The 25,889-nt window shown below is 68.0% G+C and carries 23 protein-coding genes; 11 read left to right on the forward strand and 12 right to left on the reverse strand.

Going from position 1 to position 25,889, the window contains the following annotated elements:
- Position 1: 1 nt before the first annotated feature.
- On the reverse strand, positions 2 to 1,102 hold the full coding sequence (locus L0976_RS13570; RefSeq protein ID WP_370643661.1) for an ABC transporter ATP-binding protein: 1,101 nt from the start codon (positions 1,100 to 1,102) through the stop codon (positions 2 to 4).
- Positions 1,103 to 1,358: 256 nt separating this feature from the next.
- Here L0976_RS13570 and L0976_RS13575 point away from each other — a divergent pair, with 256 nt between their 5' ends.
- The gene (locus L0976_RS13575) at positions 1,359 to 2,045 is read left to right on the forward strand and encodes a GntR family transcriptional regulator (RefSeq protein ID WP_234187880.1); all 687 of its coding nucleotides are present in this window, start codon (positions 1,359 to 1,361) and stop codon (positions 2,043 to 2,045) included.
- Positions 2,046 to 2,059: 14 nt separating this feature from the next.
- On the opposite strand, the gene L0976_RS13580 is transcribed toward L0976_RS13575, so the two are convergent.
- On the reverse strand, positions 2,060 to 3,079 hold the full coding sequence (locus L0976_RS13580; protein WP_234187882.1) for a helix-turn-helix domain-containing protein: 1,020 nt from the start codon (positions 3,077 to 3,079) through the stop codon (positions 2,060 to 2,062).
- Positions 3,080 to 3,217: 138 nt separating this feature from the next.
- Between L0976_RS13580 and L0976_RS13585 the strand changes: the two genes are divergently transcribed.
- Genes L0976_RS13585 through L0976_RS13605 form a run of 5 tightly spaced genes read left to right on the forward strand, consistent with a single transcriptional unit; the run spans position 3,218 to position 8,728 of the window.
- Positions 3,218 to 4,078: a sugar phosphate isomerase/epimerase family protein gene (locus tag L0976_RS13585; protein WP_234187884.1), complete on the forward strand. Its 861-nt coding sequence runs from the start codon at positions 3,218 to 3,220 to the stop codon at positions 4,076 to 4,078.
- A complete protein-coding gene (locus tag L0976_RS13590; protein WP_234187886.1) occupies positions 4,075 to 5,592 on the forward strand; it encodes a sugar ABC transporter ATP-binding protein in 1,518 nt (505 codons plus the stop codon). Before L0976_RS13585 ends, L0976_RS13590 begins: the two co-directional genes overlap by 4 nt.
- Entirely contained in the window at positions 5,589 to 6,566 is a 978-nt protein-coding gene (locus L0976_RS13595; RefSeq protein ID WP_234187887.1) for an ABC transporter permease, read from the forward strand. Before L0976_RS13590 ends, L0976_RS13595 begins: the two co-directional genes overlap by 4 nt.
- Positions 6,563 to 7,546 (forward strand): ABC transporter permease, encoded by a 984-nt coding sequence (locus tag L0976_RS13600; RefSeq protein ID WP_234187888.1) that lies wholly within the window; start codon positions 6,563 to 6,565, stop codon positions 7,544 to 7,546. The genes L0976_RS13595 and L0976_RS13600 overlap by 4 nt, the downstream gene beginning before the upstream one ends.
- 51 nt (positions 7,547 to 7,597) lie before the next feature.
- Positions 7,598 to 8,728, forward strand: coding sequence for a substrate-binding domain-containing protein (locus L0976_RS13605; RefSeq protein WP_234187889.1), 1,131 nt, complete (start codon positions 7,598 to 7,600; stop codon positions 8,726 to 8,728).
- A gap of 48 nt (positions 8,729 to 8,776) precedes the next feature.
- Here L0976_RS13605 and L0976_RS13610 read toward each other — a convergent pair whose 3' ends face one another.
- From L0976_RS13610 to L0976_RS13650, 9 genes are all read right to left on the reverse strand, one after another.
- Positions 8,777 to 9,871, reverse strand: a complete 1,095-nt coding sequence (locus tag L0976_RS13610) for a tyrosine-type recombinase/integrase (RefSeq protein ID WP_234187890.1) — start codon at positions 9,869 to 9,871, stop codon at positions 8,777 to 8,779.
- Between the two features lie 106 nt (positions 9,872 to 9,977).
- On the reverse strand, positions 9,978 to 10,766 hold the full coding sequence (locus L0976_RS13615) for an ABC transporter ATP-binding protein (RefSeq protein ID WP_234187891.1): 789 nt from the start codon (positions 10,764 to 10,766) through the stop codon (positions 9,978 to 9,980).
- Positions 10,763 to 11,716 carry an ABC transporter ATP-binding protein gene (locus tag L0976_RS13620; RefSeq protein WP_234187892.1) on the reverse strand — a complete coding sequence of 318 codons (954 nt, stop codon included), beginning with the start codon at positions 11,714 to 11,716 and terminating at the stop codon, positions 10,763 to 10,765. The genes L0976_RS13615 and L0976_RS13620 overlap by 4 nt, the downstream gene beginning before the upstream one ends.
- Complete coding sequence (locus tag L0976_RS13625; protein ID WP_234187893.1) at positions 11,703 to 12,542, reverse strand: ABC transporter permease; 840 nt, start codon at positions 12,540 to 12,542, stop codon at positions 11,703 to 11,705. Before L0976_RS13625 ends, L0976_RS13620 begins: the two co-directional genes overlap by 14 nt.
- Positions 12,539 to 13,561 (reverse strand): ABC transporter permease, encoded by a 1,023-nt coding sequence (locus tag L0976_RS13630; protein WP_203315532.1) that lies wholly within the window; start codon positions 13,559 to 13,561, stop codon positions 12,539 to 12,541. Before L0976_RS13630 ends, L0976_RS13625 begins: the two co-directional genes overlap by 4 nt.
- A gap of 16 nt (positions 13,562 to 13,577) precedes the next feature.
- Entirely contained in the window at positions 13,578 to 15,140 is a 1,563-nt protein-coding gene (locus tag L0976_RS13635) for an ABC transporter substrate-binding protein (RefSeq protein ID WP_234187894.1), read from the reverse strand.
- Positions 15,141 to 15,173: 33 nt separating this feature from the next.
- On the reverse strand, positions 15,174 to 16,295 hold the full coding sequence (locus L0976_RS13640) for a DUF917 domain-containing protein (protein WP_234187895.1): 1,122 nt from the start codon (positions 16,293 to 16,295) through the stop codon (positions 15,174 to 15,176).
- Entirely contained in the window at positions 16,292 to 17,836 is a 1,545-nt protein-coding gene (locus tag L0976_RS13645) for a hydantoinase/oxoprolinase family protein (protein ID WP_234187896.1), read from the reverse strand. The genes L0976_RS13640 and L0976_RS13645 overlap by 4 nt, the downstream gene beginning before the upstream one ends.
- 3 nt (positions 17,837 to 17,839) lie before the next feature.
- The gene (locus L0976_RS13650; protein WP_234187897.1) at positions 17,840 to 18,343 is read right to left on the reverse strand and encodes an Lrp/AsnC family transcriptional regulator; all 504 of its coding nucleotides are present in this window, start codon (positions 18,341 to 18,343) and stop codon (positions 17,840 to 17,842) included.
- Between the two features lie 353 nt (positions 18,344 to 18,696).
- Between L0976_RS13650 and L0976_RS13655 the strand changes: the two genes are divergently transcribed.
- The 3 genes from L0976_RS13655 to L0976_RS13665 are packed head-to-tail and all read left to right on the forward strand — an operon-like array spanning position 18,697 to position 21,409.
- Positions 18,697 to 19,548: a D-amino-acid transaminase gene (locus tag L0976_RS13655; RefSeq protein WP_234187898.1), complete on the forward strand. Its 852-nt coding sequence runs from the start codon at positions 18,697 to 18,699 to the stop codon at positions 19,546 to 19,548.
- A gap of 26 nt (positions 19,549 to 19,574) precedes the next feature.
- On the forward strand, positions 19,575 to 20,612 hold the full coding sequence (locus L0976_RS13660) for a P1 family peptidase (protein ID WP_234187899.1): 1,038 nt from the start codon (positions 19,575 to 19,577) through the stop codon (positions 20,610 to 20,612).
- A complete protein-coding gene (locus L0976_RS13665; protein ID WP_234187900.1) occupies positions 20,609 to 21,409 on the forward strand; it encodes a M55 family metallopeptidase in 801 nt (266 codons plus the stop codon). Before L0976_RS13660 ends, L0976_RS13665 begins: the two co-directional genes overlap by 4 nt.
- On the opposite strand, the gene L0976_RS13670 is transcribed toward L0976_RS13665, so the two are convergent.
- Positions 21,410 to 22,345 carry a LysR family transcriptional regulator gene (locus tag L0976_RS13670; protein WP_234187901.1) on the reverse strand — a complete coding sequence of 312 codons (936 nt, stop codon included), beginning with the start codon at positions 22,343 to 22,345 and terminating at the stop codon, positions 21,410 to 21,412.
- Positions 22,346 to 22,585: 240 nt separating this feature from the next.
- Between L0976_RS13670 and L0976_RS13675 the strand changes: the two genes are divergently transcribed.
- Positions 22,586 to 24,211 (forward strand): amidohydrolase, encoded by a 1,626-nt coding sequence (locus L0976_RS13675; protein WP_234187902.1) that lies wholly within the window; start codon positions 22,586 to 22,588, stop codon positions 24,209 to 24,211.
- Between the two features lie 56 nt (positions 24,212 to 24,267).
- A complete protein-coding gene (locus tag L0976_RS13680) occupies positions 24,268 to 25,860 on the forward strand; it encodes an ABC transporter substrate-binding protein (RefSeq protein WP_234187903.1) in 1,593 nt (530 codons plus the stop codon).
- Positions 25,861 to 25,889 lie beyond the last annotated feature (29 nt).

The raw sequence follows: 25,889 nt of genomic DNA on the forward strand, positions 1-25,889 counted from the left end.
GTCAGTCCCTCAGAATCTGGGCGACGTCGTCGCTGAAGTCGATGCCGACCGCGTCGTCCTTGGAGAAGCCGCAATGGCCGCTGCGGGCGTTCTGCTGGCGGACCATGAAGGCCTTGCCGTCGTCGAGGCGGATGTGGAGATGCGTATCGGTGCCGAGATAGACGATCTCGTGGACGGTGCCGTTCAGGACCGAGCCGGGCGAGGGCGCCCCGACGCGGGCATGTTCGGGGCGCACGACGATGGTGACCTTGCCGTCCGGCTTGAGGTCGGCGGGGTAGGTCGCGGAGATTTCCGCGCCCGAGGAAAGCCGCACGCGGGCCGTGTTGCCGGAGACGGACACGACGTCGGCCTCCAGGAAATTCGTCTCGCCGATGAAATCGGCGACGAAGCGTTCGGCCGGGCGATCGTAGATGTCCCAGGGCGAGCCGACCTGACGGACCGTGCCCGTCGACATGACGGCGATGCGGTCGGACATGGTGAGCGCTTCTTCCTGGTCGTGCGTGACGAAGACGAAGGTGATGCCGGTTTCGAGCTGCAGGCGCTTGAGTTCCATCTGCATGGACTTGCGCAGCTTGAGGTCGAGCGCGGAAAGCGGCTCGTCGAGCAGCAGCACCTTCGGCCGGGGCGCCAGCGCCCGGGCGAGGGCCACGCGCTGCTGCTGCCCGCCGGAAAGCTGCGTCACCGGATTGTCGCCGCGCCCTTCGAGGTGCACGAGCTTCAGCATGTCCCTGACGACGGCCTCGATGTCCGCTTTCGCCTTGCCCAGCATCTTCAGGCCGAAGCCGATATTCTCGGCGACCGTCAGATGCGGGAACAGGGCATAGTTCTGGAAGACCGTATTGACCGGCCGCTGGTTCGGCAGGAGGCGGGAAATGTCCGTTCCGTCGAGGAGGACCTGCCCTTCCGTGGGCAACTCGAAACCGGCGATCATCCTGAGGAGGGTGGTCTTTCCGCAGCCCGACGGGCCGAGAAGGGTGAAGAATTCGTTCGGGCGAATATCCAGCGTGACATCGTCGACGGCCTGGAAGTTGCCGAACCATTTCTTGATGCCATGCATGCCGATGGCGCCGCCATGGGCCGCGGTCGTGCGCGTCTCAGTCATCGGTTCCCCGTTGTTCGACCGGCGCCCGAGCTTCCTCCGCCCGGACCGCCGGCTATCCTCTGTCCGGCCGCTGGTCACGGCTCTCATGTGATAGGCTTGACTTGCTTATGATCACAACAAATCATAATTTGATCAAATCTGTAAAGGGCGATTTTGGGCTTTGGGGATTTATCCGTCCTGGGTGCAAATACCCGGAAATTCAGCCCTGGGACGATAAGCCTGCGCAGGAGCGGGAGAGCACGGGGAGGATTTCAGCATGCTGGTCGCGGCCGGCCGGGAGGCCTTTGAATCCGCCAAGCAATGGGTCTATCGCGTCCTGCGGCACGCGATCATGACGGGCCAGTTCGAGCCGGGCGATCCGGTGACGATCAACGGCCTTGCCGAGGCGCTGGGGGTCAGCGCGATGCCGGTGCGCGAGGCCCTGCACCGTCTCGTCGCCGAGGGCGCGCTGGAGCTGCTGGACAATCGCCGGGTGCGCGTGCGCGATCTCGACCCGCAGAGCTTCGAGGAGGTGCTGGAGGCGCGCGTGGCGCTGGAGACGCGCGCCGCCGAGCGCGCCATGCCCTTCGTCGACGAGATGCGGCTTGCCCGCATGCGGGCCTTCGACCAGCAGGCGGACAAGGCGCTTGCGGCGGGGGATTTCGGGCGCTTGGTGGAGGCGAATTTCAACTTTCACCGCTGTCTCTACGAGGCGCGGCCCGGCACCGTCATGCTGCCGCTCATCGAATCGCTGTGGCTGCGCCTCGGTCCCTTCATGCGCCGGGCCGGCGAGACGCTGTCGGAGACCTACCAGGTCGACCGCCATGCCGAGGCGCTTGCCGCCATCGCCCGGCGCGATGCCGAGGCGCTGAAGGCGGCGATCGCGGCCGATATCCGCGACGGCACGGGCCACCTCGGCCGGGGCCATTTCGAGCGGGTCGCCGCGCTTGCCGCCGGCGCCTAGCCCGGAGCGTGCCGTCAGGCGCGATGGCTGCTCGGCGAGTAGCCGTAGCGCTTCTTGAAGGCATTCGAGAAGTACTGGCTCGAATTGAAGCCGCAGCTCAGCGCGATCTCGGTGACGCTGGTGTTGCGCGGCTCCTGCAGCAGGCGTGAGGCGTGCTCCAGCCGCAGGTGCTGGAGATACTGGCGCGGCGCCATGTTGGTGAGTTTCTTGCAATAGTCGGAAAAGCGGGTGCGCGAGAGCCCGCATTCCTCGGCCATGCCTTCCAGCGACCAGTCCTCCTCCAGCGCATGGGCAAGCCGCCGCAGGAAGATCGCGACGGTGTGCTGCGAGGTCGAAAGATCGGGATCGAGTGTCGGCGCCTGCTCGCCCATCCGGTCGATCAGGCTCAGCATCATGGCGTTGATCGCCACCTTGAGGCGCGTCTCGCCGTCCTCCGGGCTGCGCTCGAGCAGGATGGAGGGGATGGCCTCGAAGGTGCGGCAGAGCTCGGCGCCGCCGTCCCAGACCGGCTGATTGTTCTGCGTCAGGATCTCGCCGAGCCGCGCCGCCTCGTCCCTGGAGAAGACGAGCCAGTCCGGCCAGTCGGGCGTTTCGCTCGGCCGGCGCAGGCCCGCATCGAGGATGATCCACAAGAGCCGGCTCGGCCCGACATTCGGATTGCCGATGGAATGGAGCTGCCAGGGGCGGATGACGATGAACTGGCCCTGCTTGAGCGCATAGGTCCGTTCGTCCACCACGAGGTCGAGGCTGCCGCGGGCGAGATAGGCGATCTTGAAGCCTTCGTTGCAATGCCGGCCGAGCCCCCAGGACTGGCCGTGGCGCGCATCCCAGAAGCCGACGGTGCGGATGCCCGGCAGGCGCTCGCCGAGCGAGGTGCCGGGGTAGCTGCCGCGCGTCCAGGCGTGAAGCTCGACCTCGCCGCGGCGGGCGGCGGCCTGCAATTCCTTGCAGTTGTCGGCATACATGACGGAGTCCGGCTGGCGGAAGACCGAGGGCCGGCAATCGGCCGGCGAAATCACCGCATGTCTGTTCACGTCGCGCCTCCCAACACAAAATGACTTAAGAAATTTACCACTGTTGTCGTCCGCAAGAATTGCCGAGTCAAGCCTGCCATTGTGGCCGTGTCGCGCAGGCCGACGGGAGAGGCCGGCGCGGCGAAGGGGAGGATATCAGTGAAGGTCGCATTCAACCTGCTCGTCATCGGCGCGGATATCGGCATGCAGCACGCGCGCCAGCTCGAACGGCTGAAGGCGCTCGGCTACGACGCGGTGGAGGTTCCTGTCTTCTCCGGCAAGGTCAAGCACTATGCGGCGCTCGGCCGGCTCCTTGCCGATATCGGCCTGACGGCGGGCGCGGCCGCCGTCGCGACGCCCGAGGCCAATCCCGTCAGCCCCGATCCGGCGGTGCGCGCGAAAGCGCGCGACCACCATCGCTGGATCGTCGACTGCACGGCGGCGATGGGCGGCGAGATCGTCGCGGGGCCCCTCCATTCGCCAGTCGGTGTCTTCACCGGCTTCGGGCCGACGCCGGAGGAAACCGGCCGCTGCGTGGAGGCGATGCGCGCGATGGCGGAATACGCGGCGCCCGCGGGCGTGCGCATTTCGGCGGAAGCGGTCAACCGTTTCGAATGCTACATGATGTCGACCATCGCTCAGGCATCGGCCATCTACCGCGCCGTCAACCATCCCAACTACGGCTACATGTTCGACACGTTCCACGCCAATATCGAGGAAAAGGACCCGCCGGCGACTTTTGAGCGCTATCACGGCGAGATCAACCATTTCCATGTCTCGGAAAACGACCGCGGCGTTCCCGGCTCCGGCCATGTGCCCTTCGCGGCGCATTTCGACGCGCTGCGCCGCTGCAACTACGACGGCTGGCTGACGGTCGAATCCTTCGGCCGCGCCCTGCCGGAGCTTGCCGGCGCGACGCGCGTCTGGCGCGATCTCTTCGACGATCTCGACGGCCTTTTCGCCGAGAGCGTCGCCTTCATCCGCCGCGAATGGGCGGCGGCCGGAGAGCGGCTGGCATGACGGCTGTCCCCACCCTCGGCATGTCCGGCATCGGCAAGGTCTTTCCGGGCGTGCGCGCGCTCGACAGCGTGGATTTCGACTGCCTGCCCGGCGAGGTCCATGCGATCTGCGGCGAGAACGGCGCCGGCAAGTCGACGCTGATGAAGATCCTCGGCGGCAGCTACCGGCCGGATGCCGGCGAGATCCGCCTCGACGGCAGGGCCGTGCAGTTCACCCATCCACGTCAGGCGGCGGAAGCGGGTATCTCGATCATCCATCAGGAGCTCAGCCTGCTGCCGCACCGCACGGTGGCGGAAAACATCTTCATGGGGCGCGAGATCGCCCGGCGCGGCATCCTCGACAAGGCGGCGATGCGAAAGAAGGCGGCGTCGCTCCTTCGCCGCATCGGCGCGCAGATCGATCCGCAGGCGCCTGTTTCCTCGCTCTCCATCGCCACGCAGCAGCTCGTGGAGATCGCCAAGGCGCTTCTCCTCGATGCGCGCATCCTCGTCATGGACGAGCCGACGGCGGCGCTGGACGAGCGCGACAGCCGCACGCTCCTCGCGCTGGTGCGGACCCTCCGGGGCGAGGGCGTCTCGATCGTCTATATCTCCCACCGCATGCCGGAGGTCACGGCGATCGCCGACCGCATCACCGTCCTCAAGGACGGCAGGAAGGTCTGGACGCGGCCGCGCGAGGCCGCCCCGATCGGCGAGATCGTGCGGGCGATGGTCGGCCGCGACCTCAAGGATTTCTACCCCGCGCCGTCGGTCTCCGCGCCGGGTGCCGTCCTCCTTGCTGTCGAGGGCGGGGTGAATGCGGCGTTGCGCGACATCGCCCTCAGCGTGCGGGCCGGCGAGATCGTCGGCGTGGCGGGCCTGGAAGATTCCGGCAAGGGCGCGCTGGCGCAGGCACTGGTCGGCGATGCGCCGTTCTCCGGCGGCGCGGTCGCGCTGCGCGGCAGGCCGGTCGCCCTTCGCACGCCCCGGCAGGCGACGGCCGCCGGCATCGGCTACCTGCCGGGCGACCGCAAGCGCGAGGGGCTCGCGCTGCGCCAGTCCGTGCGCGACAATGCGCTCCTGACCCTGCGCTCCATGGCCGGCCTCTTCACGCGGCCGGAGCGCGGCGCCTTCGCGCCTTCCGCCATCGACGAACGGCTGCGCGGCATGGACGTGCGGGCCGGGGATTTCGGCCAGGAGATCGGCACGCTCTCCGGCGGCAACCAGCAGAAGGCGATCATCGTGCGCTGGCTGGCGCAGGCATCCGACATCCTCGTCTTCGTCGAGCCGACCCGCGGCATCGACATCGCGGCCAAGGCGGCGATCTACGAGACGATGCGCGGCTTCGCCGATTCCGGCCGCGGCATCGTCGTGATCTCCTCCGACATGCCCGAGCTGATCGGCATCGCCGACCGCATCCTCGTCATGCACCAGGGCCGCCTGTCCGGCGAACTGCCGAGGGGCGCGAGCGAGGAGGACGTCATGCATCTCGCCCTCGGCCTTGCGGATGCGCCGCAAGCGGAGGCACGCGCATGACGACGGATATCGTGAAGCCGAAGCCGGCCGCTCCGGGCCTCTCCATCGCCGTGCTGCTGGCGGGGCTCTCCATCGGCTTCTTCGTCGTTGTCGCGCTTGCGACCGGCGAGACCGCGCAGCTCGGCGGGCAGGGCATCGTCGGCCTCCTCCAGCGCATGGTGGCCCTCGGGCTGGTCGCGGTCGGCCAGACCTTCGTCATCCTCGTCGGGTCGATCGATCTTTCGGTCGCCGCGCTCATCAGCGCCGTCGCCGTCCTCGCCTCGCATATCATGCAGGGCGATCCGGCGATGATCCTGCCGGCCATCGTGATCTGCCTCGGGCTCTGCCTCGCGGTCGGCCTCGTCAACGGCGCGCTCGTCGCCTATGGCGGCATCAATCCGCTGATCGCGACGCTCGGCACGGGGCTCGTCATCCAGGGCGTGCTCGCCGCCTCGTTCGGCATGCTGCAGGGGGCGGTGGCGCGGGAATTCCAGGTCGTCGCCTATGGCGGCGTGCTGGGCGTGCCCTATTCCATCCTGCTGCTCGCCGCCCTCTCGCTCGCCGCCGCCTTCGTGCTCGACCGCACGCTGTTCGGCGCGCGCATCTATGCCGTCGGCGGCAATCCGGACGGGGCGCGGCTCGCCGGCATCCGCACGGAGCGCGTCACGCTGTCCGCCCATGTGGTCGCCAGCCTGTTTGCCGGCGCGTCGGGGCTCTATCTCGCCGCCCGGCTGCAATCCGGCACGCCCTGGATCGGCCGCGACGGCATCTACGACCTCGAATCCATCGCCGTGACGGTCATCGGCGGCACGATCCTTGCCGGCGGCAAGGGCGGCGTCGCCGGCACGCTGGCGGGCGTCCTGCTCTTCGCCAGCCTCGATGCGGGCTTCAACATGCTCGGCATCGACGCCTTCCTCAAGCAGGTGCTGCGCGGGGCCATCGTCGTTGCCGCCGTCGCCATCCACGCCGTCCGCTCGAAGGGGCATGTCGCATGAGCCCCGTCCCGCAGACCCCTTCCTCCCTTCGCCGCCCGGCACGCATCGCGGTCAATGCCGGCCTCGTCATCTTCCTCGCGCTCTATGCGGGCATCGCCTTCCTCCAGCCGAACTATCTGGAGCCGGGCCTCTTCATGAATTTCCTGCGGCGCGCCGCGCCGCTCGTCATCCTCGCCTGCGGCCAGCTCTACGTCATCCTGACGGGCGGCTTCGATCTCTCCATGGGAGCGGTCGCGACGCTGGTCGTGCTCGCCGCCTCGATCCTGATCAACGGCGATCCGGAGACGACCTGGGCGGTCATCGGCGTGCTCTATGCCATGGGCATCGCCGTCGGCCTCGTGAACGGCCTCGTCGTCGCCTTCCTCAAGGTGCCCTCGATCATCGCGACGCTCGGCACGATGCTCTCCGTCAACGGGCTGGCGCTCGCCTGGTCGGGCGGGGCGGCGCGCGGCGACCTGCCGGACAATTTCCGCAATCTCGGCCGTCTGGTCTGGCGCGACGTTCCCGTCCTCGGCGCGCTGCCGCTGGCGGCCATCGTCCTTGCCGGCTTCGTGGCACTCGCCTGGTGGGGTCTCAACGGCACCGTCTACGGCAAGCGGGCGCTCGCCGTCGGCGACAATCCGCGGGCGGCGCAGCTGGCCGGAACGCCGGTCGCCGCGACGCGCATCCTCGCCTTCGTGGTCTCCGCGGTCTCGGCGGTGACGGCCGGCATCCTGATCGGCGGCTTTTCCGGCGTCTCCGTCAATGCCGGCGAGGGGCTGGAGCTGCAGGCGATCGCCGCCTGCGTCATCGGCGGCGCGCAGCTTCTCGGCGGGCGCGGCTCCATCTGGAGCGCGGTGTTCGGGGCGCTCAGCCTCTTCGCGCTCTTCACCCTGCTCAATCTCATCGGCCTGCCGCAGGCGCTACGCGACAGCATCCAGGGCCTGATCCTGATCGCCGCGGTGGGCGCCAGCGTGTGGCGTGGCCGGCGGCGGACCTGACCCGACATAGCATCAACCGCCGGCGCGGCCGGCATTCTGGAGGAGGAAGACATGACACTGAGGACACTTCTGGCGACGACCGTCGCGCTCACATTCGCCGGGCAGGCGCTGGCGCAGGACTTCAACGACCCGGCCGAGTTCAAGAAGCAGCGCGAGCAGCTTTCGATGACGCCGCAGGGACCGGAAGGCCAGCCCTGGGCGCAGCATCTCGGCGATGGCATGGTCGACACGGCGAAATACAGGAAGGACGGCCAGGTCACGCTCTGCTTCTCCAATGCCGGCGTCTTCAATCCCTGGCGCGTCGTCGGCCTCAACAACCTCAATGCCGAGGCCGAGCTGCACAAGGATCGCCTCAAGGAACTGATCGTCGTCGATGCCGAGGGCAAGGACGACAAGCAGATCTCCGATATCGAGGCCCTCGTCAGCGGCGGCAAGTGCGATGCGCTGATCGTCTCGCCCAACACGACGGCGGCGCTCACTCCGGCCGTGGAAGCGGCCTGCGGCAAGCTCCCGGTCGTCGTCTTCGACCGCGGCGTCAATACGAGCTGCCCGGTGACCTATATCCATCCTGTCGGCGGCTACGGCTTCGGCATCACCTCGGGCGAGTTCATCGCCGGCAAGCTGAAGAAGGGCGACAACGTGCTGGCGCTACGCATCATGCCGGGCGTCGACGTGCTGGAGACCCGCTATTCGGCCGCCAAGAACATCTTCGACGAGGCCGGCATCAACGTGATCGGCTCGGAATTCACCGGCAGCGACCGGGCCAAGACCAAGTCCGTCGTCGAGGACTACATCAACCGCGGCGAGAAGATCGACGCGGTCTGGATGGATGCCGGCGATACGGCGACGGCGGCGCTCGAAGCCTTCGAGGATGCGGGCCTTCCCTATCCTGTCATCAGCGGCGAGGACCAGCAGGACTTCCTGCGCAAGTGGCAGTCGGAGAAGCTGACGGCGATCGGCCCGTCCTACCCGACCTACCAGTGGCGCACGGCCGTCATCGCGGCCCTCGACGTGCTGGACGGCAAGGCGGTTCCCGGCCCCGAATGGGTGCTGCCGCAGCCGGCGATCACCGAGGACGTTCTGGCGAACTATGTCGACGAGCGCATGCCGCCGCTGCACTACAGCCTCTGCGGCTGCCAGGAACTTCCGGGCTACCCGGAACGCTGGGGCGGCAAGAAGTAAGCGAAGTTCGGGAAGGCGAGGGGGGCGGATTCCGCCCCCTTTGCCGCATCACAGGCCGGCCGCCTTGGTGAGGTTTATGCGGAAGCGGTCGCGCCGGCGCTGGTAGCGGCGGGTCATTTCGGCCGAGGCGTGGCCGAGCTGCTTCTGGACATGGCGCTCGTCGACCTCGGCGGAGGAGGCAAGGCCGGCGCGCAGCGAATGGCCGGCGAACCTTTCCGCCCGCTCGGCCTCGGAGAGGTCGCCGCGAACGCCGGCGGCGAGCGCGGTCTTCTTGACGAGGCGTGCCACCTCCTGGTCGTTGAGGCGGTCCGGGCCGACGTCTTTTCCCTTGCCGGTCACGCGGCGAAAGAGGGGCCCCTTGGCGATCCGGGCGAATTTTATCCACGTCTCCAGCGCGGCGACCGGGCAGGTGGCGTCGGAGGAGCCGCGGCCGATCTCCACCTCTCGCCAGCCGGTCTTGCCGCGCAGGGTCGCCAGAGCCCCCTTGTCGAAGATCTCGATCCAGCCGCGGCCGTCCTCCGTCTGGTCGCGGCCGAGGTCGAGCCCGGTGATCTCCGAGCGGCGCAGGCCGCCGGCAAAGCCGATGAGCAGCATGGCGCGGTCGCGCAGGCCGCGCAGCGTGCCGCGGTCGAGCGTTTCCAGCATGGCGAGGAGGTCTTCGGGCAGGATCGCCTCCTTCTGCCGCGGCGGGGCGGCATGCCGGTTGCGGATGCCGGCCAGCACGGTGGCGATGTGGCGGTCCCTGCGATCGAGCGGCACGCCGCGCTGGGCGCAGTTCCAGCCGATGGCGGAAAGGCGCCGCTCGATGGTCGAGACGGTGTTCGGCCTGGTGCCGCGCTCGGCCGTGCCCGAGGCGCAGGCCGTGATGTAAAGGCCGACCACCTGCGGGTCCGGCGGGAACGGCGAAAGGCCCTGCCGCCGGCACCAGGCGGAAAAATGCTTCCAGTCCGCCGCATAGGCCCGCCGCGTATTGGCCGAACTTGCCGCCTCGACATAGGAGCGGGCGCGGTCGGTGAGGTCTTGCAGATGCGCGGGCGGCGCCGGCGGGGCGGAAACGGCGACTTCTTGCGAAAGGCCGTCGCCGGGCGACGCGTCGGTCGCATCTTCGTGATCATCCGGGCGGTGCGACGTGATTCTGGCCATCTCTCCTTATAACGCCATGACCTCCCGTGAGGCGAGCCTCGAATGCGTGGGGCGCCGTCCTGCCCCTTTTCGCGCGAAGCCACGGGCTGCCGCGGAAAGGAGCCGTCTAGACTGTTGCGGCCTTGCGGCCGAAGGAGAGCAATTCGCGGGTATAGGCCTCGGCCGGCGCGCCGATCACGTCCTCGGTCCGGCCGAATTCGACGACGTCGCCGCGCCGCATGACGAGGAGCGTATCGGAAATATGCGCGACGACCTTCAGGTTGTGCGTGACGAAGAGCATGGAAAGGCCGCGGCTTTCCTTGAGGTCCGAGAGCAGGTTGAGGATCTGCGCCTGCACGGAGACGTCGAGCGCCGAGGTCGGCTCGTCGAGGATGAGGAGGCCGGGTTCCAGCGCCAGCGCACGGGCGATGGCGACGCGCTGCGCCTGCCCGCCCGAAAGCTCGCGGGCGCGCCGGGCGAGGAAGTCGGCCGGAAGGCCGCAGTCGGAGAGGAGGCTTGCGATCTTCTCGCGCATGGCGGCGCCCTGCCACCGGCCGGCCGCCAGCATGGGTTCGGCGAGGATCTCCTCGATGGTGAGCCGCGGGCTCAGCGACAGGAAGGGGTTCTGCGAGACGACGCCGATCTTCTGGCGCGCCTTTCGAAGCGCGTCGCCCTTCAGCGCCAGCCAGTCCTGCCCGTCGAGCCGGATCGCGCCGCTCTCGACCGGCAGCAGCCGGAGGATGGCGCGCAGCAGGCTCGTCTTGCCCGAGCCGCTTTCCCCGACGATGCCGAGCGTCTCGCCCCTTTCGAGGCGGAAGCTCGCGCCGTTGACGGCAGGCTTCGGCCGCGCGGCGAAAAGGCCGGCGCGGTATCGGATGACGAGCGTGTCGACGTCGAGCATCGGGGCCGGGGTCATGCGGCGTCCTCCGGCAGGTGGCACAGCCAGCGATGGGCATCGCGGCGGCGCTCGGGCGGCGGCTCGGCGCTGCAGACGGCCATGGCCTGCGGACAGCGCGGCGCGAAGGCGCAGCCGGTGATGGCCGAGCGCGGCGGCGGGATGGAGCCCTCGATGGCGGCAAGGCGCGCGCCATGCGGGGCGGCATCGGGAAGGGCGGCGAGAAGCGCGCGGGTATAGGGATGGCCGGGGCTTTGCAGCACGGCGGCGACCGGCCCGGTCTCGACGGAGCGGCCGGCATAGAGCACGGTCGCCCGGTCGCAGGCTTCCGCGATCACGTCCATGTCGTGGGTGATCATCAATACGGTCAGGCCCCGCTCGGCGACGAGCTTGCGCAGGAGCGCCAGCACCTGCGCGCCGACCGAGACGTCGAGCGCCGTCGTCGGCTCGTCGGCGATCAGGAAGTCCGCGCCGGTGGCGAGCGCCTGCGCGATGACGACGCGCTGCTGCATGCCGCCGGAGAGCTGGTGCGGATAACTCTTCAGCACCCTTTCAGGGTCGGGAAGGCCGGTCGCGGCGAGAAGCGATAGGGCTTCCGCGCGGCGGGCCTGCCGGGACATGTCGCGATGGGCGCGGATGACGTCGTCGAGCTGGCGGGCGATGGAGAGCACCGGATTGAGCGCGGCCGCCGGGTCCTGCGAGATGAGGCCGATGCGCCGGCCGCGCAGGCGCGCCGCGTTTTCGCCGAGGTCCTCGCCGTCGAAATGGAAGCGCTCGGCGGTAATGCGCGCGCCCTTCGGCACGAGGCCGAGCGCCGCCATGCCGGTCATGGTCTTGCCGCAGCCGGATTCGCCGATCACGCCATGGATCTCGCCGCGCTCGATCTCAAGGCTGACGGAGCGCACGGCATGGACATCGCCGTCCGGCGTCGGGATGCTGACCGAGAGGTCGCGGACATCAAGCAGAGGCACGGACGGCACCTCCCTTGCGCTCGCGCAGCGCATCGCCGAGCACGCTGAAGGCGAGCGCCACGATGAAGATCGTCATGCCGGGCATGGCCGAATACCACCAGCGCGCCGGGAAGAACTTGCGGCCGGCATCGACCATCTGGCCCCAGTCGGCGGTCGGCGGCAGGACGCCGAGGCCGAGGAAGGAGAGGGCGGCGGCCGTCAGGAGCGCCGGGCCGACGTCGAGCGCCGCCTGGACGGTCAGCGGCCGGCCCGTGGCGGGCAGGATGTGCCTTATGATGATGCGCGGATGCGAGACGCCGGCAAGGCGCGCGGCCTCGACATAGGGCTGGCCGCGCAGCACCAGCACTTCCGCGCGGGCAAGGCGGGCATACCAGGGCCACCAGGTCACGGCGACGGCGACGATGCTGTTGAGGAAGCCCGGCCCGAGCGCCGCCGCCATCAGCACGGCGAGGAGCAGGGCGGGGAAAGCGAGGAAGACGTCCGTGCCGCGCATCAGCGCCTCGTCGACCCAGCCGCCGAAATAGCCGGCGGCAAGGCCGACCGGCAGGCCGATGAGCAGCGAGAAGGCGACGATCAGCACGCCATTGGTCAGCGAGACGCGGGTTCCGTAGATGATGCGGCTGAGGATGTCGCGGCCGAGATGGTCGGTGCCGAGCCAATACTCCGCCGAGGGCGGCCGGAGCTTGGCGATGACGTTCGGTGCGCCGGCGCCCTGCGCCGGATAGGGCGCGATCCACGGCGCGAGGATCGCGGCGGCGACGAAGAGGACGACGATTGCAAGGGCGATGGTGCCGGGCCAGCCGAGGCGTTGAACGAGACGTGTCATGAGAGCGCCACCCGCGGGTCGACCAGGGCCTGGGCAATGTCGATGATGAGGTTCATCACGACATAGCAGATCGTCACCACCATGGTGACGGCGGCGATGACCGGGAAGTCCTTGGCGAGGATCGCCTCGGAGACATAGCGGCCGAGGCCCGGCCAGGCGAAGATGATCTCGACCAGCACCGCCCCGGTCAGCGCATAGGCGAAGGACAGGCCGATCACGGTCAGCGCCGGCCCCATGGCGTTCGGCAGCGCGTGGCCGAAGAGGATGCGCGGCTCGGAAAGGCCGAGCGCGCGGGCGGCGACCACATGGCGGCGCTCCAGGATCTCGATCATCGCCGAGCGCGTCAGCCGCATGGCGACGCCGGCGGGATAGGAGGCGAGCGTCAGGGCCGGCAGGATGAGGTGGGCCAGCGCATTGCCGAAGACGTCGGCGCGCCCGGCGATGATCGCATCGATGAGGTTGAAGCCGGTCACCATCTGCAACGGCGCGGAAATGGCGATCTCGCGCGACAGGCGCCCGGAAAGCGGCAGGATGCCGAGCCATTGCGCGAAGACGAGCTGCAGCAGCATCGCCAGGAAGAAGGTCGGCATGGCGACGGCCGCGATGGATCCGAGGCTGCCGAGCCGGTCAGGCCACCGGCCCTGCCGCGCGGCGGCGGCGACCCCGAGCGGAATGCCGATCAGTAGCGCAAGGCCGGTGGAGAAGACCGCAAGCTCCAGCGTCGCTGGAAGATAGGCCCGAAGGTCCTCCGCGATCAGCCGGCGCGACTTGTAGGAGACGCCGAAATCGCCGGAGGCCATGGCCGAGGCGAAGGTCGCGAAGCGCGCCGGGAGCGGCGCGTCGAGATTGAGTTCCTGACGCGCCTTCTCGATCTGCTCGGCCGTCGGGCGCGGGCCGGCATAGAGCGCTGCGGGGTCCGAGGGAACCACCTGCGCCACGATGAAGACCAGAAAGGTCACTCCCACCACCACGAAGGCGGAGAGGATCATGCGGCGCAGGATGTAGCGGAGAAGTTCCATCGGACCGCCGTAGGCCTTACCGGCTCAGTTCGTTGACGAAGTTGACATGCCCGTAGGCCGGGTTGTCGACATAGCCCTTCACGTCCGCGCGGATGACGTGGACATTGGGCTGGTCCAGCATGAACACGGCCGCGGCGTCCTCGATGATCTTGCGCTGCGCCTCGATGAACAGGGCTTCCGCGCGGGCGCGGTCGGTGCCGGAGAGCTTTGCCGCCTCGTCGATCTTGGCATCCACATCGGCGTTCGAATAGTAGCCGAGGTTAAAGTTGGGCTTCTCCTCGCTGTGGAACAGGTTGAAGAGGAAGTCGTAGGGCGTGACGAAGGTCGGCCACCAGAACATGACGAAGATGTCCTGCGCGGCTTCCGGGTTCGACTTGCCGAGCTGCCACTGGGCCTCCCAGGCCATCGGCTGCAGCGTCAGCGTGATGCCGAGGGTTTCCAGATTGGCCTTCCAGAGCTCGCCGGCGACGGCTTCGAGCGCCTGCGAGGTGGAATAGGTCATTGTGAGTTCGAGGCCCGGCTCGATGCCTTCCTCGGCCAGCAGCGCCTTGGCGGCTTCGAGGTCGGTCTTCGGAACCGGCGCTTCCGCGTCGTGGCCCCAGATGCCGGCCGGAACGACGCCCTTGGCGCGCGTGCCGAAGCCGCTGGTGCCGGCGGCGATCACGTCGTCATAGGGGAAGGCCAGCGACAGGGCCTGGCGCACCTTCACCTTGTCGAGCGGCGCGCGCTTGACGTTGTAGAGGCCGAACAGCGTCTCGAAGGACGGGTTGACGACGACGTTGAGGTCCGGGTTGGACTTCAGCGCTTCCAGGTTCTCGTAGGGCAGGCTGTAGGTCCAGTCGGCCTGGCCGCTCTCGATCATGTTCTGGGCGAGCGTCGCATCCTCGACGATCTCGAAGGCGACCGTCTGGAAGGCGCCCTCGGGCACCTCGCCCCAATAGCCTTCCACGCGCTCCAGCACCGCGCGCTGGCCGGGCTCGTAGCGCGAGATCCTGAACGGGCCGGTGCCGGCATCGTTGCCGGCGTTGAACCAGGCATTGTCCTTGTCGAGTGACGACGGCGCATGGATCCAGGCGGCAAAGCCGGCCGAGGCGATGAGGTCGAGCGGCTGCGGCTCGGAAAGCTTGAAGACGACCTTCAGCGGCTCCGGCGTTTCGATTGATGTCACCGGCCCCCAGATGAAGGAGGCACCGCCGCCGATCTTCTTCGTGCGCTCGATGGAGCCCTTGACGGCCTCCGAGGTGAGCGGGCTGCCGTCGTGGAACTTCACGCCGTCGCGCAGGGTGAAGGTCCAGGCGAGGCCGTCTTCGCTGACCTCCCAGCCGGTGGCGAGCAGCGGCTCGATCTTCGCCTCAGTCGTATCGGTCGCCGGGATGTAGCGGGCAAGGCCCTCATAGACATTGGCGAGCACCGCGCCGTCGTTGGAGAACGAGGTCGCGGGGTCGAGGTCCGGGAAGCTGGTCGGGCAGGCGAGGGTAAAGATGCTGCCCGTGCCCTGCGCCATGGCAAGGTTCCAGCGGGTGCCCGCGGCGGCAAGAGCGGCGAGAGCGGTCGTCTTCAGGAAATTACGGCGGTTCATGTCGGTCTCCCATGGAGGTTGGTGGGCGGACGGTCAGGCGTCTTCTTCGTATTGCGGGACGGCGGGCGCATCGGCGGATATGCCGACGGGCACGAAGTCGAAATCATAGCCGAAGGCCCGCGGGCCGACGGATTCGAGCGCGATCTCGCTGCGCAGCAGCACCGGCGCGGGCATGGAGAGAACGTCGATGCGCAGGCCGTAGCGCAGCTCTTCCGTGCCAATGGCGCGGCCGGTCTCCGAATCCACGATGCAGATCAGGTCCGGCACCATGGTGATGATCGCCTCGCCCTCGCGCGCGATGAGATATTCGTTCTGGATCTCGATGGCGATCGAGCGTCCCGCATCCTCGTCGAGCCCCGCGACGGTCAGCGTGCCGCGGTTGAAGCCGGCGCTGACGCGGCGGGCGATGTCGGTGACCTTGCCGCGCATCAGGCGTATGCCGCCGGATTGCCTGAGGATCGCCTCGACCGGATCCTCCTTGGCGGCGCGGGCGTCCAGCACCGCATTGCCGAGGCTCCAGGCCTGGCTCGTCGTGTGCGGCACGCCGAAGCGGCGCACGAAGTCGCCGGACATCGGCGCGGTCGTCATCAGCGCCGTGCAGCCCATGGCGATGGTGCTGGCGCGCAAAAGCTTTTCCAGCATCTTCGGCGTGGTCGCCTCGGTGACGATCAGCACGTTACCATCCGCATCGGCAAGCGCCGCCGGCTGCACCGGCTGGCCGTGGATGAAGAAGGTCGTCATCTGCACTTCGGGGAAGGCGCGGCCCATGCCGTCGGCGTCCACCACCGGCAGGTCGACCATGGCGGCCGTCAGCATCGGCGCGATGCCGTTGCCGCCGCCGACCTCGTCGCCGAGCAGCGCGTCGACCTTGCGGCCGAGGTGATGCTCCAGCGCGTGCATCAGGCGCACGCCCTCGGCGCCCTCCGCGATCTTTTCGATGCCGACGGTCGGCGCGCCGATGCCGCCGATCCCGATGATCTGCGCGTCCGGGGCCATGTCGGCCGGGCGCACCATGCGGATGCGCTTGCCCTCGCGCAGCAGCGCCTTGGCGCGCAGCGAGCCGTGATAGGTGCTGCCGCCGCCGCCGGTGCCGAGAATGCCGCAGCCGACCGCGATCCGGTCGATATCCGCCTCGGTGAGCGTCCAGTACTTCATGCCCTGAGTTCTCCAATGACTTTCGCCGCGATGCGCACGGCATTGCCGGGCAGGTAGGCCAGCGGCGTCTCCTCGATTTCGGCGAGCGTCACCGTCTCGGCCGCCGCGCCCGCCTCGACCGCGCGCGCGCGCGCCTCTGCCACCACGCTTTCGAGCGCCTTCTCGCGCGTCGTGCCTTCCAGCGAGACCACGCTGTCGACCTCGCCGGAGACCTGCGCGATGGCCGCGCCGATGGCATTGGCCGAGCCGAAATGATCCGGCTTCAGCGAGACGGAGGTGCCTTCCAGCAGCCCGTCGACGAGCACCGAGCCGCCGCCGACGAGGATGGCCGGGATCGGCTCTGCGCTCGGCTTCATGCGGTCGAGCACCGTCTCGATGCTGGCCTTCATCTGCGCCAGCATCCGGCGGGCGAAATCGGGCGTGATTTGGGACAGGCGGTCGCGCTCGCCGAGATCGACGAGGCCGGCGGCCACCGCGATGTCGGTCGCCGTCAGGGTATCGCCGCCGAAGCAGAGCGCCTTTTCCGGCAGCCGGAAACCGACCGAGTCCGGGCCGACCGTCGGCGCGTCGCCGGGCCGCACGATGCTGCCGCCGCCGAGGCCGAAGGAATAGACGTCGGGCACGCGGAAATTCGTCGGCACGCCGCCGATCATCGCGCCTTCGCTGCGGGTGCGCGGGAAGCCGGCGACCAGCATGCCGATATCGGTGGTGGTACCGCCGATGTCGATGACCGCGGCGTCGGAAAGCCCGGTGAGGAAGGCCGCGCCCCGCATGGAGTTGGTCGGGCCGGAGGCGATGGTGAAGACCGGATAACGCTCGGCGAAGTCCGCCGTCATCAGCGTGCCGTCGTTCTGCGTGAGGTAGAGCGGGCAGTTAAGGCCGAGCGCGGAAAACGCCGCGCGGAAGGCGCCGACCGTCTCGCGGCCGAGCGTGTGGAGGCTGGCATTGAGGATGGTGGCGCTCTCGCGCGGCAGCAGGCCCGTGCGGCCGACGCGGTGCGACAGGCTGATCGCCGCGTCCGGCATTTCCGCGGCGACGATTTCGGCCGCCTCGTTCTCCATGCGCGGATCGACCAGCGCGAAGACGGAGCAGATGGCGACGGCGGCGATGCCGCGCGCGCGCCAGTCGCGGCAGGCCTCGCGGATCGCCGGACCGTCGAGCGGGGCAATCTCCGAGCCGTCATAGTTGACGCCGCCGCCGACCAGCGCCGCGCCGCCGTCGACGACGGGGCGGAGCGTGTCCGGCCAGTCGATCATCGGCGGCAGGGAACGGGTGGAGGCGCCGCAAACGCGCAGCACGCCGACCTTTTCCAGATGCCGGCCTTCGACGACGGCATTGAGGAAGTGCGTGGTGCCGATCATGACGGCATCGACCGAGCCGGCGGCGACGCCCGCCTCGGCGAGCACCGTGCGGATGGCCGCGCTCACGCCCGAGGTCACGTCCGCCGTGGTCGAGGACTTCACCGTCGCCAGAACCTCGGTGCCGCGCAGCAGCGCTGCATCCGTGTTGGTTCCGCCCACATCAACCCCAATGCGCAGCATGGGTTATCCTTTCTTCTTGCCGCCGAGGTCCGAGCCGCGGCTGATCGCGGTCGTCCTCGTGCCGAATACCTTGTAGAGCCGCAGGACGACCGAGCTCGTCACGCGCTTGACGCCGGGCAGCTTGCCCAGCTCCTGGTCGATGAATTCGAGAAGCGCCGCATGGTCGGCGACGAAGAGCGAGGCGCTGAGATTGGCCGTGCCGCTGGTGGCGGCAAGGTAGCCGATCTCCTCGTATTCGCCGAGCTGGATGGCGACCTCCTCCAGCTTGCCCGCCTCGACCTCGATCAACAGCTCGACCTGCACGTCGCGCCCGAGCGCCACGGGATCGGGAATGGCGCCGATCACGATCATCTTGGCCTGAAGGAGGCCGGCGATGCGGTTGCGGATCGTGCGCTCGGAGACGCTGCCGATCCGGCCGGCGATTTCGGCGGCCGAAAGACGGCCGTCCTCGGAGAGATAGCGGATGATCTCGCGGTCCAGATCGTCGACGATGTAGCGCTGGCTCATTTCCGGTTCCATATCGGCCTGAATGGGGAGAGTAAATTTCCGAAACGGAATTATGTCAAGAATATTTCAGCCATGACAGGGAATCATTGGCGGAAATGTCCCGCTTCGGAAGTTTTATGAAGAAATCTTGCCGAACCGGCATAAACCGGCTCGTCATCAGCCGATTTCAATGCGCTGTTCACGCCCGGCTGTCGGACAGCGCCAGGCGCCGGCTTTGAAAAAGCATGCCAAGCCTTTGAAAGATAAAGACCCAGGCAGATTTTGCATAAGGTCCTGCCCAAATTGAATTGGTCAGCCGCGCCGGGTCGTTCCTATGGTCCGGCCAGGGATAACCGGCGCAGCAAGAGGAAAAGATGGGCAGGATCGTTTACGTCCACGGTCAATTCGTGCCGGAGGAGGAGGCCCGCATCGGGCTTTTCGATCGCGGTTTCCTGTTCGGCGATGCCATCTACGAGGTGACGGCCGTCATCGACGGCCGGATGATCGACAACGACCTGCACCTTGCCCGCCTGGAACGCTCGGTGGGGGAGCTCGCCATTCCGCTGCCGCTGCCGCTGGAGGAGATCGCGGCGGTGCAGGCGGAGTTGATGGCCCGCAATGGCCTGCGGGACGGCACGATCTACCTGCATGTCTCGCGCGGCGAGGCGGACCGCGACTTCCTCTACTCGGACGCGCTCGCGCCGCGGCTCGTCGGCTTCACGCAGGCAAAGGTGCTGACCGGCACCAAGGGCCAGCGGGAGGGCATTTCCATCGATCTGGCGGAGGACCCGCGCTGGCGGCGGCGGGACATCAAGACCGCCATGCTGCTCGGCCAGGTCATGGCCAAGCAGGCGGCGCGCGCCCGGGGCTTCGACGACGTCTGGCTGGTGGAGGGCGGGCTGGTGACGGAAGGCGCCTCCGCGACGGCCCATGTCATCACCGCCGACGGGCGCATCCTCACCCGCGCCGCCTCGCAGGCGACGCTGCCCGGCTGCACGCAGCGCGCCCTTGCCCGGCTCTGCGCCGCCGAGGGGCTCACCATCGAGGAGCGCGCCTTTTCGCCGGAAGAGGCGCAGGGCGCCGCCGAGGCGTTCCAGACCTCCGCCTCCAGCCTCGTCATGCCCGTCGTGCGCATCGGCGAGCGTACGGTCGGCGATGGCAGGCCCGGCCCGATGACGCGAAAACTCCAGGCCCTCTATCTGGAAGCGGCCGGCGTTCCGGTCTAGGAACGACAGGAATTGGGAGAGGCGGCATGAGGACGGCACGGGAATGGGGCTTGATGCCCGAAGGCAGGCTCGCGCCGGGGCCGGGCAATGCCATCACGGACGTCGCCGGCGTTGCCGTCGGCCATCGCTCGCTGCGCGGCGATGGGTGCTTCACCGGTGTCACGGCCATCGTTCCCCATGCCGGCGACCCGTTCCGCCTGAAGCCGCGGGCGGCGGTCGAGGTCATCAACGGCTTCGGCAAGTCGGCCGGCCTGATGCAGGTGGCCGAGCTTGGCACCATCGAGACGCCGATCCTGCTCACCAACACCTTCGGCGTCGCGGCCTGCACCGAGGCGCTCATCCGCCGCGCCATCACCGCCAATCCCGCCATCGGCCGCAAGACCTCAACGGTCAATGCGCTGGTCTGCGAGTGCAACGACGGCAGCATCAACGATATCCAGGCGCTGGCGGTGACGCCCGCCGATGCCGACGCCGCGCTGGATGCGGCGAAGCCCGGTCCGGTGGAGCAGGGTGCGGTTGGGGCCGGCTCCGGCATGACCGCCTTCGGCTTCAAGGCCGGCATCGGCACGGCCTCGCGGCTGATGCGCATCGGCAAGCGCGATTTCACGCTCGGCACGCTGGTGCTCGCCAATTTCGGCGCGGCGGGCGATCTCGTCCTGCCGGACGGCCGCCGGCCCGATCCGCGCGCGCCGGCCAATCCCGAGCGCGGCTCGGTGATCGTCGTCATGGCGACGGACCTTCCGCTCGGCGATCGCCAGTTGCAGCGCGTCGCGCGGCGCGGCGGGGCGGGGCTTGCCCGGCTCGGCGCGTTCTGGGGGCATGGCAGCGGCGATGTCGTCCTCTGCTTCACCACTGCCGATCCGGTGGAGCACGATCCGGCCAGGGCCTTTTCCACGCAGGAGCGGCTTGCCGACGACCATATCGACATCGCCTTCCGCGCCGCCGCCGAGACGGTGCAGGAGGCCGTGCTGAACGCGCTCTGCATGGCGCCCGCCACGCCCGCCCGCAACGGCCGCCTCTATCCCTCGCTCGCCGACTGGCTCAAGGAGAATCCGCTGCCATGAAAGTCTTCATTTCCGCAGATATCGAAGGCACCGCCGGCATCGCCCACTGGAATGAGGCCGACCGCACGCACCCTGATTGGACCGAGTTCCGCGCGCTGATGACCGCCGAGGTGGTCGCCGCCTGTGAGGGGGCGCGGGCCGCGGGCGCGACGGAAGTGGTGATCAAGGACGCCCATGACAGCGGCCGCAACCTCATCCTCGACCGCCTGCCGGATTATGCGCGCATCGTGCGCGGCTGGTCCGGCCATCCCGACGAGATGATGTTCGGCATCGACGAGACCTTCGCGGCGGCGCTCTATACCGGCTACCATTCCAAGGCGGGCACGGAGGTCAATCCGCTCGCCCATACGTCCAACCTCCGCATCTCGCGGCTGCTGCTCAACGGCGAGGTCGCCTCGGAATTCACCTTCAATGCGCTTTGTGCCGCCGGCTACGGCGTGCCGTCCGTCTTCCTTTCGGGCGATGTCGGCATGTGCGCGGAGGCGCGGGCCATGGTGCCCGGCCTTGCCGCGGTCGAGACGCTGGACGGCAGGGGCAAGGCCTCGACGTCGATCTCGCCCGCCTGGTCGCGCCGCCTGATCCGTGAAGGCGTGGCGGCGGCGCTCTCGGGCGATTTCGCGCAGGCGCTTCCGGCAAGGGCCGACCACTACGAGGTGGTGATCGAGTTCGGAACGCCGACGGAGGCCTATCGCGCCGGCTGGTATCCGGGCGCCAAGGCGCACGGCCCCCGCGCCGTCGCCTTCGAGCACAGGGATTTTTCCGAGATCCTGCGCGCGCTGCTCTTCCTGAAAGTCTGATCAGGCGCGTTCCAGCGCCTGCTGCGCCGTGCGCCACAGGTCTTCGACCTTGCGGTTGCGCGGTGCGGCGTGGCGATAGAGGCGGATGTCGAGGTTGAGGTTCCAGCCCTCGTCCTCCGAGGCAGGCACGAGGCGGCCGGCCTCGATTTCCTCGCGCGCAAGGCTTTCCGGCAGCCAGCACACGCCGGCCCCCGTCACGGCCATGTTCATCAGGCCGGCGCTGATTGTGTTCTCATGCGTCGTGCGGCGGCGGAAGGGCGGGCGGCGGAGCATGAGGCGCGAGAGCGCGACGCCGAAGAACGAATTGAAGCCGTAGCTGAGATAGGGAACGGCAAGTCGCGGCTGCGCGACGGCCCGGTCGAGGATGTTGCGCCCCGGCTGCGGCGTGCCGGACAGCACGATCTCCGTCGCCACGAGCGGGACCAGCCGGTCCCGCGCGACGGTCAGCGAGGCGAACTGCCCGCGATCGAGGTGGAACGGCACTTCTGGATGGGCATAGGTCAGGAAGAAATCCGCCTCGTCGCCGATGAGCGCGTCGAGATTGGCCTCGATGCCGCCGCGGTCGGGAATGAGCGAGGTGCTGAAGGCGCCGCCTTCCCTTTCCAGCGCCTGCAGCCAGCGCGGAAAGAAGGTGACGGTCAGCGTATGCAGCGCGGCGAAGCGGATGAGGCCCGGCTCGTTCGACGGACGAAGCGCCTCGCGCGCCGCATAGAAGGTGCGGATCGCCTCCTGCGCGACGGGCAGGAAGTTGCGCCCGGCCGGCGTCAGTTCCGCGGGCATGGTGGCGCGGCTGATCAGCGTGGCGCCGAGCCAGCCTTCCAGCTGCTTGATGCGTCGGCTGAAGGCGGGCTGCGTGACATTGCGCAATTCCGCCGCGCGCGAAAAGCTCGACGTGTCGGCAAGCGTCACGAAATCCTCAAGCCACTTGATCTCCATCGCCGGCTTCCTTTCCGATACTGTCTGCGCGAAATCCACCATAAGTCATTCAATCGAAATACGTATGCTGATTTCGCATGGGGTGGTGCCAAAAGCGAATTGGCCAAGGCACGCTTAACCTCTCACCTTGCACCTGGAGGAAATAGGTACCGGCTGGAGCCGTCTTGCGGACGGGTTTCAGCGCCTTCTGGTGTATGGTCGCCTTCCCGCGATCTGCCGGTGCCGACAGGGGGATTGTGAATGGCATTCGGAATTGAAGCTGATCTTATCCTGGTGAACGGGCGCATCTGGCGCGGCCGCGCGGAGGGCATCAGCGAAGCCCTTGCCGTCTGGCAGGGAAAGGTTCTCGCAACCGGCAGCAATGCCGACATCCTGGGCCTCAAGGGCCCCTCGACCGAGGTCATCGATCTCGAAGGCCGCTTTGCGAGCCCCGGCCTCATCGACAACCACCTGCATCTCATCGCCACCGGCATCGCCATGGGCCATGTGGATGCGACGCCCGCCGCCGCGCCGACGCTCGCCGCCCTCATGGCGCGGATTTCCGAGCGTGCGGCGACGACGCCGAAGGGCGCCTGGGTGCGCGGCCGCGGCTACGACCAGGTCAAGCTGGATACCGGCCGCCACCCGACGCGCGAGGATCTCGACCGTGCCGCGCCGGATCATCCGGTCCTGCTGACGCGGGCCTGCGGCCATGTCTCCATTGCCAATTCCCGCGCGCTCGACCTTGGCGGCATCACCGAGGCGACGCCGGTGCCGGACGGCGGCGTGATCGGCCTCACCGGCGGCAGGCTGAACGGCCTGCTTGCGGAGAACGCGCAGAACCTCGTCAAGGCGGCAATGCCCGAGGCGACGACCGAGGAGCTGATCGATGCCATCGAGCGCGGCGGCAGGCATCTTCTTTCGTTCGGCATCACGAGCTGCATGGACGCGGCGGTCGGCCATGTCGCCGGCTTTGCGGAAATCCAGGCCTATGAGATGGCCAAGCTCGCCGGCCGCCTGCCGGTGCGTGTCTGGCTGACGCTGCTCGGCGATCCCGGCGTCTCTATCGTCGAGGATTGCTGGCGCGCCGGGCTGCTTTCGGGCAAGGGCGACGACATGCTGCGGGTCGGCGGCGTCAAGGTCTTCCTCGACGGTTCGGCCGGCGGGCGCACGGCCTGGATGACGAAGCCCTATGAGGGCGAGCCGGACAATATCGGCGTGCAGATGCTGTCCGACGAGGTGGTTTATGCCGCCGTCAAGGACTATCACGACCGCGGCTACCAGATGGTCTGCCACGCCATCGGCGACGGGGCGATCGAGCAGCTCATCACCGCCTACGAGAAGGCGCTGGCCGGCAATCCCGACCCGGATCGCCGCCACCGCATCGAGCATTGCGGCTTCTCCACACCTGAGCAGCATGCGCGCATGAAGGCGGCGGGCATCCTGCCGGCGCCGCAGATGGCCTTCATCCACGATTTCGGCGACAGCTACATCGCCGTGCTCGGTGAGGAGCGCGGCCTTCCGTCCTACCCCATCGGCACCTGGATGCGCCTCGGCCTCAAGCCCTCGACCGGCTCGGATTCGCCGGTCTGCTCGCCCGATCCCTTCCCGAACCTCCACGCCATGATCACGCGCCAGACCGGCAAGGGCACGGTGATGGAGGCTTCCGAGACGCTGGGCCGCGAGGAGGCCCTGCAGGCCTATACCGAATACGGCGCCTATTCGCAGAAGGCGGAAGGCGTGAAGGGCCGGCTCGTGCCCGGCCAGTGGGCGGACATCGCCGTCTTCGACAACGATCTTCTGGAGGCCCCGACCGACACCATTCTCTCAGGCACGCGCTGCCTGCTGACCCTGCTTGCAGGCCGCGTCGTGCACGATGCGCGCTGACGGTCTGCCGGACTGAAACGAAACGATGCCGAAAACGGCACAAGAGGGAGAACGAAATGCTGAAAAGACTGACATTGGCCGCAATGCTCGGCCTCGGGGTGGCTACCGGGGCGCTGGCTGCGGGCGAACGTTCCGGCGGGACGCTCGTCTTCACCGCACCCTATGGTTCGAGCTTCGCGACGCTCGACGTGCAGGCAAGCCCGAACACGCAGGAAGAATTCATCACCCAGGCCATCCACCGCGCGCTCTATAGCTGGGACTCCATCCAGAACAAGCCGGTGCTGGAACTCGCCGATTCCGAAGAGGTCTCCGAGGACGGAACGACCCATACCTATCACCTGCGCAAGAACGCCGTCTTCCACAACGGCAAGCCGCTGACGGCCGACGACATCATCTACAGCTACAAGCGCATCGCCAATCCGAAGAATGCCTTCCCGGGCGCAAGCTTCATCGCCAACATCAAGGGCGCGGACGACTATATCGCCGGCAAGGCCGAGGAGATTTCCGGCCTCAGGAAGATCGACGACAACACGCTGGAGATCACCTATACCGGCCCGATCAATCCGGGCTTCCCGCTGATGCAGAACACGACGGTCATCTATCCGTCGAATGTCGAGGACGAAGCCTCCTTCGGCAAGAACCCCGTCGGCCTCGGCGCCTTCGTCTTCAAGGAGCATGTGCCGGGCTCGCAGGTCGTCGTCGAGAAGTTCGACAAGTACTACGAGGAAGGCAAGCCCTATCTCGACCGCATCAACATCGTGCTGATGGCCGAGGACGCCGCGCGCGACGTCGCCTTCCGCAACAAGGAAATCGACGTCTCGATCCTCGGCCCGACGCAGTACCAGGCCTATCAGGGCGAGGAAGCGCTGAAGGACCACCTGCTGGAAGTCGCCGAGGTCTATACCCGCAATATCGGCTTCAACCCGGCCTTCGAGCCCTTCAAGGACAAGCGCGTCCGCCAGGCGATCAACCACGCCATCAACGCGCCGCTGATCATCGAGCGCCTCGTCAAGAACAAGGCCTATCCGGCCTCCGGCTGGCTGCCGATCTCCTCGCCGGCCTTCGACAAGGACAAGGCGCCCTATGCCTTCGATCCGGAAAAGGCCAAGGCCCTGCTGGCGGAAGCCGGCTATGCCGACGGTTTCGAGTTCGAGGTCACGGCAAGCCCGAACGAAAGCTGGGGCGTGCCGATCGTTGAGGCGATCCTTCCGATGCTGAAGAAGGTCGGCATCACCGTGAAGCCGAAGCCGGTCGAAAGCTCCGCGCTCGGCGAGGCGGTGACGACGAACAACTTCCAGGCCTTCATCTGGTCGAACCTGTCCGGTCCCGACCCGCTGAACGCGCTGCGCTGCTACCATTCCAGGACGGCGCAGTCGGCCTGCAACTATACGAGCTATGCGAGCCCCGAATTCGACAAGCTCTACGACGCGGCCCAGCAGGAGCGTGACCCGGCCAAGCAGAACGATCTCCTGCGCCAGGCTAACGACATCGTGCAGGACGACGCCCCGGTCTGGTTCTTCAACTACAACAAGGCCGTCATGGCCTATCAGCCGTGGATCCACGGCCTCGTTCCGAACGCGACGGAACTGGCGGTCCAGCCCTATGACGAGATCTGGATCGACGAGACCGCGCCGGACTCGCGCAAATAAGCCTTGAGGGGTTCGGGGGCGGCGTCTTC

Origin of the sequence: Shinella sp. NM-101 (genome assembly GCF_021401195.1) — a bacterium.
In the GTDB taxonomy this organism is placed as follows: domain Bacteria; phylum Pseudomonadota; class Alphaproteobacteria; order Rhizobiales; family Rhizobiaceae; genus Shinella.